General features: G+C 54.6%; 16 protein-coding genes. 11 read left to right on the top strand and 5 right to left on the bottom strand.

Going from position 1 to position 19,770, the window contains the following annotated elements:
* Positions 1-76: 76 nt before the first annotated feature.
* Together U5L07_11465 and U5L07_11460 are read left to right on the top strand one after the other, a co-directional pair.
* Complete coding sequence (locus U5L07_11465) at positions 77-1,741, top strand: long-chain fatty acid--CoA ligase (GenBank protein MDZ7832359.1); 1,665 nt, start codon at positions 77-79, stop codon at positions 1,739-1,741.
* Positions 1,742-2,145: 404 nt separating this feature from the next.
* Positions 2,146-3,882, top strand: coding sequence for a YcaO-like family protein (locus U5L07_11460; GenBank protein MDZ7832358.1), 1,737 nt, complete (start codon positions 2,146-2,148; stop codon positions 3,880-3,882).
* A 58-nt stretch (positions 3,883-3,940) separates the two neighbouring features.
* Here the strand turns inward: U5L07_11460 and U5L07_11455 are convergent, their stop codons facing one another.
* The 3 genes from U5L07_11455 to U5L07_11445 are packed head-to-tail and all read right to left on the bottom strand — an operon-like array spanning position 3,941 to position 6,654.
* Entirely contained in the window at positions 3,941-4,750 is an 810-nt protein-coding gene (locus U5L07_11455) for an ABC transporter ATP-binding protein (GenBank protein ID MDZ7832357.1), read from the bottom strand.
* Positions 4,750-5,724 carry an iron ABC transporter permease gene (locus tag U5L07_11450; protein MDZ7832356.1) on the bottom strand — a complete coding sequence of 325 codons (975 nt, stop codon included), beginning with the start codon at positions 5,722-5,724 and terminating at the stop codon, positions 4,750-4,752. Before U5L07_11450 ends, U5L07_11455 begins: the two co-directional genes overlap by 1 nt.
* A gap of 27 nt (positions 5,725-5,751) precedes the next feature.
* On the bottom strand, positions 5,752-6,654 hold the full coding sequence (locus U5L07_11445) for a cobalamin-binding protein (protein MDZ7832355.1): 903 nt from the start codon (positions 6,652-6,654) through the stop codon (positions 5,752-5,754).
* Positions 6,655-7,076: 422 nt separating this feature from the next.
* Here U5L07_11445 and U5L07_11440 point away from each other — a divergent pair, with 422 nt between their 5' ends.
* The 9 genes from U5L07_11440 to U5L07_11400 all read left to right on the top strand — a co-directional run bounded on the left by U5L07_11440 (position 7,077) and on the right by U5L07_11400 (position 18,380).
* Positions 7,077-7,535, top strand: coding sequence for a chemotaxis protein CheW (locus U5L07_11440; protein ID MDZ7832354.1), 459 nt, complete (start codon positions 7,077-7,079; stop codon positions 7,533-7,535).
* Positions 7,535-9,040, top strand: coding sequence for a CheR family methyltransferase (locus tag U5L07_11435; protein ID MDZ7832353.1), 1,506 nt, complete (start codon positions 7,535-7,537; stop codon positions 9,038-9,040). The genes U5L07_11440 and U5L07_11435 overlap by 1 nt, the downstream gene beginning before the upstream one ends.
* 8 nt (positions 9,041-9,048) lie before the next feature.
* Positions 9,049-9,582: a chemotaxis protein CheW gene (locus tag U5L07_11430; GenBank protein ID MDZ7832352.1), complete on the top strand. Its 534-nt coding sequence runs from the start codon at positions 9,049-9,051 to the stop codon at positions 9,580-9,582.
* A gap of 191 nt (positions 9,583-9,773) precedes the next feature.
* Positions 9,774-11,738, top strand: coding sequence for a methyl-accepting chemotaxis protein (locus U5L07_11425; GenBank protein ID MDZ7832351.1), 1,965 nt, complete (start codon positions 9,774-9,776; stop codon positions 11,736-11,738).
* Entirely contained in the window at positions 11,735-14,089 is a 2,355-nt protein-coding gene (locus U5L07_11420; protein ID MDZ7832350.1) for a hybrid sensor histidine kinase/response regulator, read from the top strand. Before U5L07_11425 ends, U5L07_11420 begins: the two co-directional genes overlap by 4 nt.
* Positions 14,090-14,110: 21 nt before the next feature.
* Entirely contained in the window at positions 14,111-15,046 is a 936-nt protein-coding gene (locus tag U5L07_11415) for a diguanylate cyclase (protein MDZ7832349.1), read from the top strand.
* Positions 15,043-16,113 (top strand): chemotaxis-specific protein-glutamate methyltransferase CheB, encoded by a 1,071-nt coding sequence (gene cheB / locus U5L07_11410; protein ID MDZ7832348.1) that lies wholly within the window; start codon positions 15,043-15,045, stop codon positions 16,111-16,113. Before U5L07_11415 ends, cheB begins: the two co-directional genes overlap by 4 nt.
* A gap of 122 nt (positions 16,114-16,235) precedes the next feature.
* Positions 16,236-17,756 (top strand): dynamin family protein, encoded by a 1,521-nt coding sequence (locus U5L07_11405; GenBank protein ID MDZ7832347.1) that lies wholly within the window; start codon positions 16,236-16,238, stop codon positions 17,754-17,756.
* Positions 17,757-17,768: 12 nt separating this feature from the next.
* Positions 17,769-18,380: a RecX family transcriptional regulator gene (locus U5L07_11400; GenBank protein MDZ7832346.1), complete on the top strand. Its 612-nt coding sequence runs from the start codon at positions 17,769-17,771 to the stop codon at positions 18,378-18,380.
* Here U5L07_11400 and U5L07_11395 read toward each other — a convergent pair.
* Positions 18,371-18,973 carry a TetR/AcrR family transcriptional regulator gene (locus U5L07_11395; protein MDZ7832345.1) on the bottom strand — a complete coding sequence of 201 codons (603 nt, stop codon included), beginning with the start codon at positions 18,971-18,973 and terminating at the stop codon, positions 18,371-18,373. The two genes, U5L07_11400 and U5L07_11395, sit on opposite strands and share 10 nt — an antisense overlap.
* Positions 18,974-18,975: 2 nt before the next feature.
* A complete protein-coding gene (locus U5L07_11390) occupies positions 18,976-19,761 on the bottom strand; it encodes a ParA family protein (GenBank protein ID MDZ7832344.1) in 786 nt (261 codons plus the stop codon).
* Positions 19,762-19,770: the final 9 nt, after the last annotated feature.

The raw sequence follows: 19,770 nt of genomic DNA, 5'->3' as shown, positions 1-19,770 counted from the left end.
GATGCCGTTCAAAAACAGACGGATTTTTTACTAACGCATCTGGTCCACTAACCATTCATGCGTCTGGAGGCCCATGATGGCCGTAGAAAAACTCTGGCATAAGTCCTATGCCAAGGGTGTTAAGCCTTATCTGGACTATGAACAGCGAACCGTTTCCGCCGCCCTTTCCCGCTCCGCCCAAAACTTTCCCAACCACACCGCTTTAAACTACATGGGCAAACGCATCACTTATGCGGCACTTGACCGCCTGGTGAATGCTTTTGCCCGCGCATTGAGCGACTGCGGCATCCAGCCCGGGGACAAGGTGGCGGTCTGCCTGCCCAACATCCCCCAGGTCGTGATCGCCAACTACGCCATCTTCCGGATCGGCGCAGTGACCGTCCAGAACAACCCGCTCTACACCGAACGCGAACTCGCCTATCAGCTCAATGATTCCGATGCCAGGCTCCTGGTTACGCTTTCCCTGCTGCTTCCAAGGATTGAAAAAATCAGAGATCAAACACAGATTGAAAACATTATTGCCTGCAACATCAATGACTATCTGCCGTTTCCCTTGAAGCAGTTGTTTCCCCTGGCCAAACGGGAGATGTACCGAAAAATGCCCATGGCAGATGACATCTTTTCCTTTCGGAAAGTCATCTCACGCTACCCGGACACGCCGGTAGAAGAGCAAAGTCACTGGGACGAGATCGGGGCGCTGCTCTATACCGGCGGCACCACCGGCAAAAGCAAGGGCGTGATGCTTACTCACGCCAACTTAAGCGCCAACGTGCAGCAGTTTGAGGCGTGGTTTCCGGAACTAAAGCCCGGCACGGAGCGGCTGGTCGGCAACTTCCCCGTCTTTCACTCCGCGGGATTTACCGCCATTCAGAACTACTGCCTTTGGCAGGCCTATGAAATCATCCTGGTCCCCCGGCCGGAACCGGCCATCAACATCAAAATGATCAAAAAATTCAAGCCCACATTCCTTCCCGGGGTGCCCACCATTTTCGTGGGACTCTTGGCCGAGCCCGAATTCCGAAAAATGGATCTTTCCTCCATCAAAGGCTTTTTTTCCGGGGCCGCGCCGCTTGCGGCAGATACCATCCGCGATTTAAAGGATCTGACCGGCGCGGATATGTGCGAGGTATACGGATCCACGGAAAACTCGCCCATCGTGACCGTCACGCCGTGGGGCGGCAAAATAAAACCCGGCACTGTGGGCTGTCCGGTGCCGGACACGGATGTCAGGCTCATGGATGTGGAAACCGGGGAGACCGAGGTAGCGCTCGGGGAGGTCGGCGAGATCACCATTAAAGGCCCCCAGGTGATGAGGGGCTATTACAAAAAGCCGGAGGAGACCCGGGCCGTGTTAAAAGACGGCTGGTTTTACAGCGGCGATATCGGCCGGTTCGATGAAGACGGCTATCTCACCATTGTGGACCGGAAAAAGGATATGATCATTGCCGGGGGATATAATGTCTATCCCATTGAGCTGGACAACGTGCTCTTTGACCACCCGAAAATCCTTGAGGCCTGCACCATCGGCATACCGGACAAGTACCGGGGCGAAACCGTCAAAGCCTTTATTGTCACCAAAAAAGACGAAACCCTGACCGAAGAAGAAGTGATCCAATACTGCAAGGAACATCTGGCGCCCTATAAGGTGCCCAAACAGATTGAGTTCATCGATGAACTCCCCAAGAGCACAGTGGGTAAAATCCTGCGGCGGAAATTGAGGGAAGCCGAGTTGGCCAAATAAGGAGGCAGGGTTCAGGGTTCAGGGTTCAGGGTTCAGGGTTCTTCTAAGTAACTTCACGGGTATTAGGTATTAGATTAATTAAATCAATAATTTATGGTCGGCACGGTGGCCGACCCTACGATGGATCGGGTTTTTCCCCATTCGTAGGGCGGGCCACCGTGCCCGCCTGAAAAATAGACAGAACAAATTTATCGTGCCTCAGTGCCTTTAAATTTACTTTGTAGCTCGGTCCCGGGCAACGGCCTGGGGGAATACTTCTAAGTAATTTAATCGTACTCAGTCCCGCGCCAGCGGGACGGTTCTCGTACTCGTAATCGAAACTAAAAAATTAAAAGCCGATTACGAGTACGATTACGAGTACGAATCAGTAAGACGGATAAGCAACAGGAAGGAATACAAACCCATTGCATAAACATGTATTAACCCTAAACGATGCATATAAAAAGTCCACAGAAGACCAGGATAAATCCGTCCCGCCGGCGGAAACCGTCCGCCGGGTGAAGGAAAAATTCGCTCAACTGGATCTGGATATCCTGGCCGAAACCGTGCGGATCGATAACGGCCGGCTGGACATTCCGGTGTTTTTCAGTGTCTGCGGATCGGATGCGGCCCGGCTGACCGGCACGGCCAAACAGATGGGAAAAGGCGCCACCCCGGCCCAGGCTGAAGCCAGTGCCGTGATGGAGCTGGTGGAGCGATTTTCCATCTATAGTTTTGCGGAAAATCCGGACAATTTCATCATGGACACTTATGAAAATATCCGGGAGAGCGCCCTTCCATTTGAAATGATCGCCCGCTCGGTCCACGATGATACGGTGGATCGGGATATTGCCAGGGAAATTTTTTCCGAACTTTCCCTGAAATGGACCCGGGGCCATGATTTCACAAATAACCGGGAGATGCTGGTCCCGTTTGACTGGTTTTTTGCCATAAACGCGTTTAACGGCACATCTGCGGGCAACTGCGTGGAAGAAGCCCTGTGCCAGGGCATCTGTGAAATCGTGGAGCGTCATGTCTCCGCCCTGATCTGCCGGGAGAAAATCCCGGTGCCGGCCATTAATCCGGCATCCGCCGCTGATCCGGTGGGGCGCGGGCTTCTGGAAAAATTCCATCGAAACGGGATTTCGCTCTATTTGTCGGACTTTACCCTGGACATGGGAATCCCCACGGTCGGGGTTTTGGCCCATGACCCGGCAACGCATCCGGAGAAAAGCGAAATCGTATGGACCGCCGGCACCACGCCGAATCCGGAAAAAGCCCTCTCCCGGGCCTTGTCGGAAACCGCCCAGCTGGGCGGCGACTTTAATACCGGCTCAAACTATGTGGCCTCCGGCCTGCCGAAACTAAAAACTTTGGATGAGGCCCGGTATATTACCCATCCGGCAAAACGTATAAATCTCGCCGACCTGCCGGATATTTCGAATAATAATATGAAAACTGAAATCAAAAACTGTGTGGCCGCGCTTTCAAAAAAAGATATGCCGGTCATCACCATTCCGACCGCCCATCCGGAGCTTCACATCCCGGCCTTTTATACCCTGATCCCGGGCGCCCATTTCCGGGAGCGGGCGCAAGCCACGAGTATCGCCATGTTCTGCGGCAAGCTGATCACGGAAAAATATCCCCCGCACGCGGCTGTTAAGCGGCTTGAATGGATTGACCAGAAGCTGCCCAGCAGATACTACATCAAATTCTATCTGGGCACCTGCTTTCTTGCCCTGGACCAGCCTGAAGCCGCCCTTTCGCATTTTCAGGCCGCCCGTGACCTGGAACCGGATCCGCAGGATATTCCCAGCATCTATTCCTACATGGGGGTCTGCTTAAAAACCTCGGGCGCCTATGAAGAGGCCCTTGACGTGCTTTACCAGGGGATTCAATGGGATGCGGAGCGAACCGATATTTATAACCTGATGGGATTCTGCTATTTCAAACTGGGCGAGCACCAAAAGGCCATACATAGTTTTGAGCAGGTGATCCGCCTGAACCCCAATTCCGCCATTGATTACGCCAACATCGCCACCAATTACCGGGAGTTGGGGGATGCGGAGACCGCCATCGCCTATTACCAGATTGCTTTGAGCATTGATCCGGAAATCGGGTTTGCCCGGGAGAATCTGGAGAAATTGGGGATTAGGTATTAGGTGTTAGGTGTTGGCACAACACCTACCCACCTAATACCTAATACCCAATACCTAATACCTATTTCACCAGCTCCTCAATAATATAGCGCCCCGGCACGGGGGTTACCCGCGGCAGCTCGCCCAGCGGGCTTTCATCCACCAGCAGCGGGCAGCCGTAGACCGGCTCAAGGGTTTCATAGGCGAGCACCTGGCCCGGCGGCCCCCATTCTGCCAGCCTGCCGTTTTTCAAGAGCAGCAAGGTATCCGCATACATGGCCGCCAGGTTAACGTCATGGGAGACCATGAGCACAGTGATGCCCTTTTCCTGCTTCATCTTCTCCATTAAATCCATAATCCGCATCTGATGGGCAATATCAAGCGCTGCGGTCGGCTCGTCAAGTATCATGATTTGCGGTGCCTGACAGATGGCCCGGGCGATAAACACCCGCTGCCGCTCGCCCCCGCTTAACTGATCCATCCGGCGTCCGGCCAGATGATCCACTTCCGTAAACGCCATGGCCTGTTCCGCCTGCTGCCGATCCTCTTTGGACTCCAGGCCAAAGGTGCCTAAATGCGGGGCGCGGCCGAAAAGCACGACACCCGCCACAGTGAAGGGAAAATCCATGGGCATCTGCTGGGGCACAAAGGCAATCCGGCGGGCCAGAGCCTTTCTGCCGTAGGAGCGGATATCTTGGCCCATAATTCGGATGGCGGCCCGTTGGGCCTTCAGCAGCCCGGCAATCAGCTTCATCAGAGTGGTTTTTCCGGACCCGTTCGGCCCAATCACCACAAAAAATTCGCCCTGGCCCACGGAAAATGATAAATCCTCAAGTACCCGGCTGTCTTCATAGGCATACGCCAATTTTTTTACATCCACCGAAGGTGCCATTATCCCGTCCGTTTCAGAAGAATAATAAATACCGGCGCCCCCACCATGGCAGTGATCACCCCGGCCGGCATTTCCCCGTGCTGGGGCAGGGTCCGGGCCAGAAGATCGCATAGCACCAGATAGCCGGCCCCGCCGAAAAGACAGGCCGGCACCAGAACCCGGTGATCCGCACCGATAATCAGCCGGAACAAATGCGGGATCACCAGCCCCACAAATGCCACAAGCCCGCAGCTGGCAACCGTGGCACTCACCATAAAGGAGGTCAAAACCAGAAGCACAACCGTGATCAGCCGGACATTGACGCCCATGGAGTGGGCCATTTCCTTTCCCATCAGAAGCAGGTTCATGGAATTGGACAGCCAGAATACCACGATAAAACAGGGCAGCACCATTGCGGCCATCAGCATGGCCTCGCTTCTGCCGGCCGCCGAGAGATCCCCCATCAGCCAGAACATGATATTGTGAATGCGCGAATCCTGGGTAAGGGAGATCAAAAACATGATCACCGCGGAACAGAACGCATTGACCATCACGCCGGACAGCAGCAGCGCCTCTTTTTTAAGCAGGGTTCTGCCGCTTGCGATGAAAAGCACCAGAAGAAGCGTTCCCATGCCGCCGATAAAAGCCAGTATGCTAACGCCCGGAAACCGGGCAAATCCCAAAAGAATGCCGATAATCGCGCCGATGGCAGAGCCGCCGGAAATGCCCAGGATATAGGGTTCAGCCAGAGGGTTGCGAAGCAGAGCCTGGAATACAAGCCCGCCCAGGGAAAGGGTCGCGCCCACCAGGGCGGCCACGATCACCCGGGGAAAGCGGAGCTCCCAGATTATTGTGCTTAGCAGGGGATCCGCCTTTCCGGGGGAAAACATGGCCCTTAAAAAAGACATAAACCCCTTTTCCGCAGACCCCATCCCAAGGCCCAGAATCATCACCCCAACCAGTACCGCCAGCATGGCCAGGGTGGTTATAAGCATTTTCCTGCTTACCGCCGACATGATTAATCACAACTCCGGATGAATCAGCTCAACCAATTTCTCCAGCGCGTCCACCAGCCGCGGCGTGGGCCGGTCAAACAGGTTGGAGTCCACCAGATGAACCCGGTCATTGGCCACTGCCGGAATCTGATCCCACCTCTCCCATTCCCTCTTCACCCGATCAAACACCTCTTTTCGGGCCATGGATGTGATAATCAGGATATCCGGTGCCAGCTCCAGCACCTCTTCCTTGGAAAACCGGGGGTAGGATGTATATTTGCCCGCGATATTTCTCCCGCCCGCCTCTACGATCAGCTCATGGATGAATGTATCCGAGCCGGCGGACACAATCGGTGCGATGCCGATCTGAAAAAACACCCGGGGCCGTTTTTCGGTCTGGGCCACCTTGGATTCGACCCCGTCGATCCGGGCCTCCATGTCCGCGACAATTTCATTCGCCCGGCTTTCCGCTCCCATCAGTTTACCGATATGGCCGATAGCCGCCATCACCGTGTCCAGTCCCCTGGGGTTTACGGCAAACACAGGGATATCAAGGGATTCCAATCGGTCAATCACCGCCCGCGGGTTGCCGTCTTTGATGGCAATACAAACATCCGGATCCAGGGCCACGATTTTCTCCAAATCCAGGTATACATAGGAACCCACTTTGGGAACCTTTTGGGCTGCTTCCGGATAATCGGAAAATCGCGTGGCCCCTTTGAGCCGGTCCTGGCAGTCCAGGGCAAAAAGGATTTCCGTTATGCTCGGCGCAAGCGCCACCACCCGCTGCGGTGCTGGAGGCACGCGGATCTTTCGCCCGGTTTGATCCACCAGGGAATGCATCTCGGTTGCCCAGGCAGGAAGCTGACAAGCCAGCAATAAAGCGATGCCCATGCCGGTGATCCGGAAAAGATGCGCCATGTGCCTCATTACCAAATACCCCTTGATATAAACTGATTGGAAACCTTAATTTGCCCCCTGTAATAGTCCATATGCGGCAAATTGTAAACAAATAAGGCGTTAACAACCCCCTGCATCCCGTCGATACTTCAGCCGAAACAGCACGATAAATTTGTTCTATCTATTTTTCAGGCGGGCACGGTGGCCCGCCCTACGAGGGTTAACACCAATTTCGTAGGGTCGGCCACCGTGCCGACCTTAATACGGGTTAACTCCAAATTGCGTAGGGTCGGCCACCGTGCCGACCTTACATGCGAACGACCCCTTGGTTATGGGGTTTATCGCCAGAACAAATTCACCCTGGCCGAAACAGGCTTTTTCTTGAAAAACAGCCCAAATTGACGTATAAGGATTTAATTATATTCACACAAATTCCGGGGGGGGCATCAGACATGTCCGGGGACCATCACCTTATTTTTGCAATTGATGAACAGCACTTTGCGGTCCCGGCTTCAGCTGTTGAGCACGTCATCCGGGCGGTGCAGCCGGCTTATCCGCTGGATGCCCCGGATTTGATCCTGGGACTTATCAATATGGGCGGGGCCGTGGTCCCCTTAATTAATATCCGGAAACAGTTTGGTCTGCCGGAGCGGCCGATCCGCGAATCCGACCGGATCATCCTCTGCCGTGCCTGCGGATTTTCCCTTGCATTTGCCGTGGATAAAATAGCCGGCGTGGACCTGCTTTACCCGGAGCCGGCCATTGATCCGGAAACCATCTACCCGGAAATGCGCAGATACATCACCGGCGCGGCGACGTTTGAACACCAAACCGTATTTATCTATGATATTGACACCCTGATTCCGCAAACAACCCTTGAACAGGCCAAACTGGCGATTGAAACAGTGTAATGCATTTGTCTTTATCGGAGCAGATTCTAAGCGACATCAGCCGATTTATTACCGCCCGCACCGGTCTTTCATTTCCCAGGCCGAAATGGAAGACGCTTGCCAAAAGCATTGCTGCCGCAGCCCGCGAAACCGGTTTTGACGAACCCGCCCGATACGCCCGAAAAATTCTTGAATCCGCCGCGCCCGCCGAACTCCTGGAGCCGCTGGTGGGGCATCTGACCATCGGGGAGACCTATTTTTTAAGAGACAAGCATATGTTTCAGGCCCTCCAGGACCATGTCATCCGGGGACTGATTGATCATCCCCGGCGGCCGGAAAAAACGCTTCGCTTCTGGAGCGCGGGCTGCGCCACCGGCGAAGAAGCCTATTCCATCGCCATCCTGCTGGATCGCTTGGGCAGCCGGCTGAACAATTGGGACATCCATATTCTGGGCACAGATGTGAACCAAAAGTTCTTAAAAATCGCCGAACAAGGCATCTATACCCAGTGGTCCATGCGGGAAACGCCGGAGTCGATTATCCGGACCTATTTTAAGCCCTGCCCGGACAACCGGTTTGAGATTCTCCCCCGCATCCGCCGGCAGGTCTGCTTTACCCGGCTCAATTTTGCGGAACCGGATTACCGGAAAATTTTGGGCGGCCCCAAACCCATGGATGTGATTTTCTGCCGCAATGTGCTCATGTATCACGACCCCATGAGCCGGGAGCATGTGATAAACCGGCTGATCGATCTTCTGGAGGAGAACGGCTGGCTGATTACCGGACCGGCGGAGTCCGGATTCGTCAACTCTTCGGCCCTTACCCCGGTGCGGTTCACCCATGCCACTTTCTTTCGCAAAGGCCCTGCCCGCAAAGAGGAAAAATATCCGTTAACCTATGCAAAAAGGCGGAATCAGGAACGGAGTCCCGCCAATCCGAGCGCTGCCGGCCAAAGATCAAACAGCGCGGCCTGCAATCGGCGCATGACAGACACCCGGCCGGTTAAAGCCCCTTCTGTGCGCTATAGCTATGAAGATGCCCTGTCAGATTATGACCAGGGGCGCTACCAGGCATCGGCAGATAAACTCCACCGGATGCTTTCAAACGGGCGCGCCCGAAACGGGACGTTTCTGATGCAGACCGAGGCCATGGTGCTTTTGACCCGATGCCATGCCAACCTCGGAGAGCTTAAAAATGCCGAGTACTGGTGCCAGGCGGCCATTGAAACCGAAAAGCTGAATCCGGATCTGTATTTTCTGCTGGCCGGCCTCCATCAGGCGGAAAATGCCCCGGAGGCGGCCATCCGGGCATTGAAACAAAGCCTTTACCTGGACCCGGATTTTGTCATGGCCCATTTCCAATTGGGCCTTCTGCTCAAACAAAGGGGTCGGCCTGAGGAGAGCCGGAAACGCTTCCTAAACGCCCAGAGTTTGTTAAAAGCCAAAGATCCGGGGGAAATCCTGCCCCATTCAGAGGGCATGACCGCTGGCCGCATGCTTGAAACCGTTAAATCCTTTATCAGGTAAAATTGCCGATGCCGGAGAACGCCGCCAAGAAATCCGATGCCGAAATCCTTAAAAAACGGGCCGAAACCCTGGCAAAACCAAAATCCGGGCCGGAACAAAAAGAAACTGTCAAAACAGTGGGCTTTTTTCTGGCCGGGGAAGTATACGGCATTGAGCTGCAATTTGTCCGGGAGGTTCTGCCGATTGGGCAGCTGACGTTTTTGCCCGGCCTTCCGGCCTATATTCCCGGGATTATCCATGTGCGGGGGGAAATCCTGTCAATCATGGATTTAAAGCGCCTGTTTGAACTTAAGCCAAGCGAGCGGGCGGAAAACGCCTATGTATTAATTTTATCCGCAAAAGATATGGCATTCGGGGTTTTGGCGGACCGGATCATCGGCGTTAAGGAAATCCCGGTTGATCTGCCGCACACCTCGGTACCTACGCTGACCGGGGTGCGGGCCGCCTATCTGAAGGGGATTGATGCGTCAGGGACGATTGTGCTTGACGGTGAAAAACTGCTGACAGACGAGGCTTTGGTGGTTGATCAGACGGCAGAGTAAACACGCATTGATTAAAAATTCCGGATACAGGTTTCAGATGTCAAGTGTCAGGTTTCAGGTGTCAGGTTTCAGGAAATATTATGCGAGCGAGCCAAAATTTTTGCAGGCCTGAACACTGAAACCTTGAGTTTTATACCTTACACCTTAAACCCTATACCTTAAACCGTGAAGTTCCTTATAAGGAGTCCAACATGCTGCGATGGTTTTCCAAACGGATCATGGCAAAACTGATCACCCAGTTTTTAATCGTCGGATTGATCCCGCTCATCCTGTTGGGCGGCATGACCTATATTTACTCCCGTTCCGCCATGGAAAGCGAGGCCTTCAACCATCTGTCCGCGGTCAACAAAATCAGAAAGGAACAGGTGCTCGAATTTTTAAAATCCCGGATGAAAAACCTGATCCTGCTCTCCCGCTCCCAGCATATCCGGAATATGCTAAACACCGGGACCTACCGGGAAATGAACCCGCTGTTTGACTATTATATGAAAGGCTTCGGCTACAGCAATATCTTTCTGCTCTCAAAAACAGGGGAACTGATGCACCAGGCGCAAGCGCCGGCCGAAAAAGATGCGGCTGCGGAAACCGCGCCGATGACCCGATTGGCCGCCATCTCCAAAGACATCGGAAAAACCGAGGCCCCTCTCTTAACGGATATAACAAACTATCAATCCGGCGCATCGCCCGGGCTTTTTATGGCCGCCCCCATATATGCGGACACCGGCGAACTTGAGGCCATCCTGGTGTTTCTGATTGATGCTGGCCGGATCAATGCCATTGCCAGCGATAAAACCGGCATGGGCAAGACCGGGGAGACCTATCTGGTGGGCCAGGATCAGCTCATGCGCTCCCAATCCCGCTTTTTACAGGACAAATCGGTTTTAAGCGAAAAAATCCAAACTACGGCCGTGAAACTGGCGCTTGATAAAAAGGCGGGCACCCGGCAAATCCGGGATTACCGAAACGTGGAGGTCCTTGCCGCCTATGACAGCCTGGATCTGCCCAAGCGGATGGGAACGGATTTTAACTGGGCGATTATCAGTCAGATGGATGCCGCGGAAGCCTTCAGCCTTCTGCACAAACTGGGCTTGAATATTTTCTGGACCGGCCTCATCCTTTTGGTGCTTATCTGCGGGGCGGGCTATGTCCAGTCCAAAATGATCGCCCGGCCGATCAATGCCCTGTCCTACCGGGTCATGATGATGGATGAGGGCGATTTCACCCTGACCGTATCTGAACAGCATAAAAACCGGGCAGATGAGATCGGCATGCTGATGAAGGCCTTTGCCAGCGGCACCCAGCGGTTCAGAAAGCAGATCAAGCAGCTCGGCCAATCCTCCCGGCACCTGCTCTCCTCCATCAGCCAGATATCCACCACCGCCTCGCAGCTGGCTTCAAGCGCCTCTGAGACCTCAAGCTCCATCAGCGAAGTCACCACCACGGTCGAAGAGGTCAGCCAGACCTCTCAGCTGGCCACTGAAAAGGCCGAATATGTATCCAAAAGCGCGGAGAACACCGCCAGAATATCGCTTGCCGGCAAGCAGGCCACGGAAAACACCACCGCCGGCATCAACCGCATCAAAGAGGAGATGAATTATATCGCCGAAAGCACGGTCAAGCTCAGCGAACAGACCAAAAGCATTGAAGAAATCATTAATACTGTCACGGATATTGCCGACCAGTCCAATATCCTGTCGGTGAACGCCGCCATTGAGGCGGCCAAAGCAGGCGAACAGGGCAAGGGCTTTGCCGTGGTCGCCCAGGAGGTGAAAACCCTGGCGGATCAATCCAAGGAGGCCACCAGCCAGGTGCGCAGCATTCTGGGGGATATCCAGAAGGCCACCAGTGCGGCGGTCATGGCCACCGAACGGGGCACCAAAACCGTGGAGGAGGCCATTGAACTGGCTGAACAGGCAGGCAATGCCATTGACCGCCTGGAGCGGCAGGTCAATGAATCCTCGGATGCCGCCGCCCAGATTACGGCCTCAAACCAGCAGCAGCGCTCGGGCATTGATCAGCTGTCCCAGGCTATGGAGAGCATCAATGATGCCACCCAGCAGAATCTGGACGGCGTCAAACAGCTGGAGGACGCGATCAAGGGGCTTGAGGAGCTGGCCCAGACCATGCGGGATATTACGTCGAATTATAAGGTATGATGGACGAATCGGAAATCCAGAAGCAGCTGCTGGCCGCATTTCAGGACGAGGCCCAGGAGCGCATCGAGGCCCTGTTTTCCGGGCTTTCAAGCCTTGAAACAGCCGATGCCGAGGAGCTCCCGGAAGATGTCGTCGAATCCGTATTCCGGGAGGCCCACAGCCTAAAAGGGGCGGCCCGGTCGGTGAATCTGCCGGTCATTGAATCCCTGTGCCAGGAAATGGAGAGCATTTTTGCCGCGGTTCAATCCAGCGCCCTGCAATTGTCCGCACCGCTTTTTGACACCCTTCATGCGGCCACACGGCTGATTGAAAAATCCATCGACCCGGAAGCGGATGCCGCGGAGACAGACAGCGCGATCACGCAAATGGTCCGGTCGCTCAAAGAGGCCAAAACCCGAACCGGGGCTGACGAACCATCATATAGAGAGCCGGCACAAAACTTTTCCAAAGAACCGCCTGATGAGGATCATGACACGCCGGATGTGCCGCCACCTGATACGCCCTTCCCCGCTCCACCGAAAGGAGATCCGTCATTTTCTTCAGAAGCGCCTGACACCGCCTCACAACAGGCCGCCAAACCGCTTTTTTCCACTTCCGTTCGCATCCCTGCCGCCAAACTCGACGCGCTCCTGTTAAAAACAGAGGAATTAATCACCATCAAACAGGCCGCCCACCAGCAGTTAAAGCGAATTGAGAGCCTGGATCAGACGCTTCAGGAATGGAGACACCAATGGGACTTGTTTCAAGGTGATTTTCGAAAATTAGAGGATCGTTATACCCCGGCCCCCGGGGTGGACCGGGCCGTTCAGTTTATCGACGATACCATGGAATTTATACGGGATTTCGACCATCAGCTCAAACAGACGGCCTCGGCAGCCGGGCAGGACAGCCGGCAGTTCAGCGGCCTGATCGATGATCTTTTGGCTGAGACCAAAAATACCTCGCTGATGCCCTTTTCAGGCCTTTTTACGGTTTTTCCCCGCATGGTCCGCGAGATTGCCAGGGATCGCGGCAAATCTGTTGATTTAAGGATTGACGGCGAGTCCGTGGAAATTGATAAACGCATCCTGGAGGGGTTGAAGGATCCCCTGACCCACCTCTTGCGAAACGCCGTTGATCACGGCATAGAACCCCCCGAGCTCAGAACCGCCCGGGGCAAGCCCGCCACCGGCAGCATCCGGGTAACCGTCTCCCAGCCGGAGAGCCGTCAGGTATGCATTGAAATCTCAGATGACGGAAACGGCATTGACATTGACGCCGTTAAAGCAGGCGCAGTTAAAAAAGGCATTATTTCGGCAGCAGATGCGGAGGCCGCCGCTGAAGCGGATGCGCTGAACCTGATTTTTCAGTCCGGGGTATCAAGCAGCGCCATGGTGACCCAGATATCGGGGCGGGGACTGGGCATGCCGATTATCCGGGATGCGCTGGATCATTTGGGCGGACGGCTCCGCATTCGCTCCGAGCCGGGCCGGGGCACGGTGTTTCTGATTTATCTCCCGGTGACCCTGGCGACATTTCGGGGCGTGCTGGTCGATGTTTCCGGGCATCTGCTTATTCTTCCCAACGCGCAAATCCAGCACAGCTTAAAAATCCGGCCGCAAGACATCCAAACGATTGAAAGCCAAAGAATCATCTACTTTAACCGCCGCCCCACCGCACTCGTCCATCTGGCCGATGTCCTGGGAATCCCCAAACCCGCCGGGAAAAACGGCGGCAGCGGCCAGACCGCCATCCCGGTGGTGATACTTGAAACCGAAGCAACGGAAATCGCCTTTTGCGTGGATGAAGTGCTTACCGAGCAGGAAGTACTGGTCAAACCATTGGGCCGGCAGCTTAAAAAAGTCCGGCATTTTGCCGGGGCCACGATCCTGGGAAACGGCCAGGTGATACCGGTTTTAAACGTTAAAGACCTGATCAAAACCGCATCCGGCCAGTCTTTTTCCATCGCCCGGCCAACGGCCGATAGCCCCGCCGAGCCTTCGGAGGCGCCAAAGTCCGTTTTAATCGTTGAGGATTCTTTTACCTCCCGAACCCTTTTAAAAAACATCCTTGAGGCGTCGGGATACCATGTGAAGACGGCCATTGACGGGGCGGACGGCTTATCCCAGCTTAAAACCCGGGCGTTTGACGCGGTGGTATCGGACGTGGAAATGCCGCGTATGAACGGATTTGAGCTCACGGCCGGCATTCGGGCGGACAAATCCCTTGCCGGGATCCCGGTTATTCTGGTAACCAGTTTAGATTCGCAAAAGGACCGGGAACGCGGCGTCGAAGCCGGGGCTGACGCCTACATCGTTAAAAGCAGCTTTGACCAGAGCAACCTGATAGAAGTGCTGGACCGGCTGTTATGAAAATAGGAAAGGCAGCCTTTCATGATAAAAAAAGACCTTGAGATTTTGCTGGTTGAAGACAGCCAGACACAGGCCCTCAAGTTTAAACTGATGCTGGAAAATCATGGCTATCAGGTGGTGATCGCCAAAAACGGGCTCGAAGCCATGAACATGCTGTTAAGCCGTCAGGTTTCCATTGTCATTAGCGACTGGATGATGCCGGAAATGGACGGCTCTGAACTTTGTCAGGCCATACGCAAGCATGATTTCGGCTCCTATGTATATATTATCCTCTTAACCGCCAAGGATTCCAAGAATGACATCATCGAGGGCCTGGAGGCCGGCGCGGATGACTACCTGACCAAGCCGGTGGATGATGCCGAGCTGGTTGCCCGGCTGGCCACCGCAGAACGTATTATTTCGCTGGAGAGCTCGCTTAAACAGAGAAACAAGGAAATCGCCCTCTTATCCATTACCGATCCCCTGACCCAGCTGTTTAACCGCGGATATTTAAATGAAAACCTGCCCAAAGCCTTTAAACGCGCCCAGCGCTATCATTCCCCGCTCTCTATTATAATAACCGATATTGACCATTTTAAAAATGTCAATGATCAGCATGGTCATCAAGTGGGGGATATGGTGTTAAAAACCTTTGCCGATCTGCTTGACGAAGCCTTGAGAAAAGATCTGGACTGGATGGCCCGCTATGGCGGAGAGGAATTTATTATCGTACTGCCGGAAACTGACCTGGCCGGGGCTCAGGCCGCAGCTGAACGGTTCCGCCGAATGATCGAAGAGATGCAAACGGAAACCGAAAAGGGAAGCATCCAAATCACTGCGAGCTTCGGAATTGCCGCCATCGGTGATCAAACAGACCTGCCCGATCTGACCACGGATCATTTGATTAATGCGGCGGACCAAAACCTTTACCAGGCCAAAGCCAGCGGCCGCAACTGCATCATCGGAACCCTTCTATGATCAGTGTCCTCATCGTGGATGACTCCCGGACCACCCGGGAATACGTCAAATACATTATTGATCAGGACCCGGGCCTGCGCCTGGCCGGAGCGGCCAAAAACGGCCGGGAGGCGCTTGAGATGGTGGCCTCAGCCCGGCCGGATGTCGTGCTAATGGATATTCAAATGCCCGGGATGGACGGGTATAAGGCGACGCGGGCGATTATGGAAACCCATCCGGTGCCGATCATCGTATACAGCTCCCTGGTTGCGCCGGAGCAGACGGAAAATATTTTTAAAGCCATGCAGGCTGGCGCCGTGGCCGTGGCACAGAAGCCCCCGGGACTTGGCAGTCCGGAGGCCAAACCGTTTATGGCAAAACTCCTCCGCACCATTAAACTGATGGCAGAGGTCAAGGTGGTCCAGCGCATTCCCGGCAAACAGCAGAAGCGTATCCGGGTGGCACCGGATATAAACACCCGTTCAACCGCCCTGCCAAATCTTAAAATCGTCGCCATCGGGGCCTCAACCGGCGGACCACCGATACTGCAGCAGATTTTTAAGGATCTGCCGCCGGATTTTCCGGTGCCGATCATGGTCGTTCAGCACATTGCCGCGGGCTTTCTGGCCGGTATGGTGGAATGGCTGTCCAGGGAAACGCGCCTTGCTTTAAAAATCCCCAAAACCGGGGAATCCCCTGCGCCCGGCCATATTTATTTTGCCCCTGAGGAGGGCAACATGGGGATTACGGATGACGGCAAAATTCTTATCAGCCCATCCGCCGGCCAGGGGCGATTAAAACGGCCGGTGTCGCATCTGTTTTCTTCCGTGGCCAGTCACTGCGGGGACCGGTCGATCGGGATTCTGCTGACCGGCATGGGCAATGACGGCGCCGCCGGCTTAAAAGAGATGAAACAGCGCGGGGCGGAGACGCTGGTGCAGAATCGCGAAACCGCAACCGTCTTTGGCATGCCCGAGGCGGCGATCAGGCTGGATGCGGCCGGATATGTGCTTTCGCCTGATGAAATCGCCGATTTTCTGAAGGCTGAGGTCGCCCGGCTGTCCCGGCAGGCAAAGTCTTCGGCATGACTTTACCATTTCATTGATGCCCGGGAAAACTTCTGATATAAGCACATATAAACTCAGGCAATCCCTGCCCTTCGGCAAAAACGCGGGCGGGTTAAGCAGAGGGCTTACAGGAGAGCACATATATGTATCAGGAAAATTATATCAATTCGCTGCGCGCTGAAATCGTCTCGATGGTGGAGAGCCATCTGACACCGGTTGCCCGGGAATACGGGTATAGCGACGTCCCGCTTGAAACAACCATCAAGTGGCGCCCCATGGTACTTGTACTGGGCAACTACTCCTCCGGCAAGTCCACTTTGATCAACGAATTCTTAGGCGCGGACATCCAGGCCATCGGCCAGGCACCCACGGATGACTCCTTTACCATTATCACCTATGACGAAAAAGTACAGGATACGGAAAACATCCGCGTCACCGAGCACCGCGACGGCAAATTTCTCTTAAATGATCCGGAATACCCCTTTGAAATGCTCAAAAAACACGGGCAGCGGTTTGCCGCCCATTTTCGCCTGAAAAAGGTTAACTCCCCGTTTTTAAAAAACCTGGCCTTAATCGACACCCCGGGGATGCTCGACAGTGTAACGGAGCGGGACCGGGGGTATAACTACCAGGAGGTAATCGGCGATCTGGCCCACCTGGCAGACCTGGTGCTGGTGCTTTTTGACCCGCACAAAGCCGGAACCGTTCGGGAGGCGCATACCAGTCTACGGGAGACCATTGCCACGCGCACCTATGAAGACCGGGTGCTCTATATTCTAAACCGGGTTGATGAGTGCGCCTCCCTGACCGATCTGCTCCAGGTCTACGGCACGCTCTGCTGGAACCTCTCCCAGATTACCGGGCGAAAGGATATCCCGCCGATTCACCTGACCTACTCCTCAAGGGCCTCCAGAAATCCGGAGCCCTGCGAAAGCGGGCAGCAGAATTTTCTCTATCTTCTGGAGAACCAGCGCAAACAACTGAAAAACGCGGTTCTCCAGGCACCGCAGCATCGGCTGGACAATATGGCCTCGTTTGTGGAAACCCATGCGGAACGGTTAAACCTTTTTCTTGAGGCGATTGTGAACTATCGGACCAGACTCCGGAAATTCCGGTTTAAATTCAACTTCCTGGGATTTGTCATAAGCCTGTTTGCCGGCGGTGCGGCGGTTTTCGGCGGCATGAGCGCCGGCATCTTCGGAGGCCCCACAGACCCCGTGGCACTGAGCGGCGGCGTCGGCGCTGCGATTCTGTTTCTGATTTTCTGGACGACCCTGCCCATGCGATACATTCACTCGGCCTTTCACCGGAGCTACTTGAAAAATATCGATCAATTGATTCCCTTGAACACCCAGACCCGCCGGGACAGCTGGCAGGCGGCGGTGCGGGATCTGGTCTATACCTATCTCCAGAAATCAGGCGGCCGTTTTCCCCTCTACAAGGTGCGGGATGAGTACAATACGGTCAACCGGGTCTATGAAGAAGGCACGCGGGAGATTCGAAAAGCCTTAAATGAGCTGGCCAACATGGAACAGGACCCGGAGGCGATGGTCGAGGATTCTGCCAAGCCCCTTTATTATTATCATTCAGAAGAAGAAGAGCCGGAACCCGAGCCGGACACGTTTGATGATCCTTACGCGATCACCGAGCCCAAAAAGTTTTAATGCTGTTTCTGTATGTCCGGCATCATCACGGCCATTTCCCCCCAGAAGAAGCGCAAAGACCGGGTCAATGTCTATATAGACGAGGCGTACAGCTTCTCCCTTCCCCTATGGGCGGCCGGCCGTCTGAAAAAAGGCGAGGCCCTTGACCAGGCTCGAATCGATGAGCTCAAAGCCATTGATGAAAAGGACAAGGCCTTTCAACGGGCGATCTCCTTCTTAGCTGTAAGGCCCCGGAGCCGCAAGGAAATCGAGAACCATCTGAGGCATAAAGGATTTTGTACGGAGGCGATTGATCAGGCCATCAGCCGGCTTGACGGATACGGCTATATCGATGATGCGGAATTCGCCCGGATCTGGATTGAAAACCGGTTAAGGCACCGGCCGCGCGGCAGATTCGGGCTCACCTGGGAATTGAAGCAAAAAGGCATCAGCGAGGCCGTCATCGAGGCGGCATTAAGCGGCTATGACGAGCATCAGGCGGGGTGGGCGGCGATTCGGCCCAAACTGGAAAGGTGGCGGAATCTATCGGAAATGCAACGCCGCCGGAAGATTTACAGTTTTTTAAAACAGCGGGGATTTTCCGGGGAGACGATTCGGGATATTTATGAGGAAGTTCATTCCTGAAACGCCAGCCCCCGCAGCATAAAATCCGCCAGCTCATTTTCCAGCTTTTTCATGTCCATGGTCTTTCGAACCAGCAGAAAATAAAACAGGGTCCGCTCAAACAGGCCGAATAAAAACACCGCCGCCATATCGGCCTCCTTTATGTGCAGAAACCCCTTCTGCATCCCCTTTTCCACCTGCTCCCGGATCAACTCCAGAAACAGATTCAAAATATCCTCGTAGATTTCCTTGAACAGCCCGCCGTTTCCGATCCCTTCCCGGAACAGCAGTTCCGCCACCGCCAGATTCTCCTGGTAGATGGCGAATACATCCTGAATCACCCGGTGCACATTATGCCGGATCTCATCCGCGGTGTCCCCGTCAAACATGTGCTCGGTCCGTTCAACAAACCGCTCCCGGACCTGTTCCATGAAATCCATGCAGATTTCGCGGAATATGGCTTCCTTGGACCGGAAATAGTTGTAAAACGTGCCCTGGGCCACCCCGGCCGTGGCCACAATATCAGAGACCCGGGTCATTTGAAACCCGTTCTGCTGGAACATGGCAACTGCCGCATTAACCAGGGCATCCCGGGTTCTCGGTTCGCCGTCCATATTCATGCCCCCGTCAGAAATTCCTCGGCCAGGCTTGTGTAATCCTTTGCGCCGAAACTGCCGGTGCGGTAAAAAACAATGGGCTTGCCCGCATCCGCGCTGTCAGCAATGGTAATATTGGAGCGAATGGCGGTATTTAGCACCAGATTCTGATACCGCTCATCCGTTTTCAGCCGATCCATGATCTCCCGGCACACCCGGAGGCGCTGGTCAAAGAAGGTGGGCACCACCCCTATAATCTTAAGCTCGGGGTTAATCTCCTCCTGAACCGCGCCAATGGTATCAAAAAGGTCTTCCAGGGCATTAAATGCATAGGGATGAGTCTGGCAGGGCACCAGCACCTCATTGGCGCAGGAAAATACATTGATGGTTAAAAGCGACAGGCTCGGCGGGGTATCCAGAATGATCACATCATATTTTCCGATCAGGGGGGAAATCGCATGCTTCAGCCGGTTCTCCCGCTCCTTCGCATCCACCAGCTCCACCTCGGCGCCGGCAAGATCCGGGTGCGCGGCAATCACCGCAAGCCCCGCCCATTTGGTCGGAAACACGGCATCCTCGACCGAAACATCGCTGTTTCCGCTGATCAGATCATAAATACTGATCATGTCATCCGTGACCGCAATGCCCAGCCCGCTCGTGGCATTATGCTGCGGATCCATGTCCACGATCAGCACCCTTTTGCCCTGCTTTGACAGGGCCGCCCCAAGATTGATCACCATGGCGGTTTTGCCCACCCCGCCCTTTTCATTGGCAACCGCCACAATCCGGGTGTTTTTCTTCGCCATTTCGCCTCC

The sequence above is a fragment of the Desulfobacterales bacterium genome, from assembly GCA_034520365.1.
GTDB lineage: Bacteria > Desulfobacterota > Desulfobacteria > Desulfobacterales > Desulfosalsimonadaceae > M55B175.
The sequence above is the reverse complement of the archived record's forward strand: the minus strand, read 5'-3'. Positions and strand labels throughout refer to the sequence as shown.

What these genes read in the sequence shown, in the direction of transcription:
- U5L07_11425 (MDZ7832351.1), top strand. Translation starts at nt 9,774, where the DNA reads ATGCTGCGATGGTTTTCCAAACGGATCATGGCAAAACTGATCACCCAG.
- U5L07_11440 (MDZ7832354.1), top strand. Translation starts at nt 7,077, where the DNA reads ATGTCCGGGGACCATCACCTTATTTTTGCAATTGATGAACAGCACTTT.
- U5L07_11390 (MDZ7832344.1), bottom strand. Translation starts at nt 19,761, where the DNA reads ATGGCGAAGAAAAACACCCGGATTGTGGCGGTTGCCAATGAAAAGGGC.
- U5L07_11455 (MDZ7832357.1), bottom strand. Translation starts at nt 4,750, where the DNA reads ATGGCACCTTCGGTGGATGTAAAAAAATTGGCGTATGCCTATGAAGAC.
- U5L07_11435 (MDZ7832353.1), top strand. Translation starts at nt 7,535, where the DNA reads ATGCATTTGTCTTTATCGGAGCAGATTCTAAGCGACATCAGCCGATTT.
- U5L07_11465 (MDZ7832359.1), top strand. Translation starts at nt 77, where the DNA reads ATGGCCGTAGAAAAACTCTGGCATAAGTCCTATGCCAAGGGTGTTAAG.
- U5L07_11395 (MDZ7832345.1), bottom strand. Translation starts at nt 18,973, where the DNA reads ATGGACGGCGAACCGAGAACCCGGGATGCCCTGGTTAATGCGGCAGTT.
- U5L07_11430 (MDZ7832352.1), top strand. Translation starts at nt 9,049, where the DNA reads ATGCCGGAGAACGCCGCCAAGAAATCCGATGCCGAAATCCTTAAAAAA.
- U5L07_11445 (MDZ7832355.1), bottom strand. Translation starts at nt 6,654, where the DNA reads ATGAGGCACATGGCGCATCTTTTCCGGATCACCGGCATGGGCATCGCT.
- U5L07_11405 (MDZ7832347.1), top strand. Translation starts at nt 16,236, where the DNA reads ATGTATCAGGAAAATTATATCAATTCGCTGCGCGCTGAAATCGTCTCG.
- cheB (MDZ7832348.1), top strand. Translation starts at nt 15,043, where the DNA reads ATGATCAGTGTCCTCATCGTGGATGACTCCCGGACCACCCGGGAATAC.
- U5L07_11400 (MDZ7832346.1), top strand. Translation starts at nt 17,769, where the DNA reads ATGTCCGGCATCATCACGGCCATTTCCCCCCAGAAGAAGCGCAAAGAC.
- U5L07_11450 (MDZ7832356.1), bottom strand. Translation starts at nt 5,724, where the DNA reads ATGCTTATAACCACCCTGGCCATGCTGGCGGTACTGGTTGGGGTGATG.
- U5L07_11415 (MDZ7832349.1), top strand. Translation starts at nt 14,111, where the DNA reads ATGATAAAAAAAGACCTTGAGATTTTGCTGGTTGAAGACAGCCAGACA.
- U5L07_11420 (MDZ7832350.1), top strand. Translation starts at nt 11,735, where the DNA reads ATGATGGACGAATCGGAAATCCAGAAGCAGCTGCTGGCCGCATTTCAG.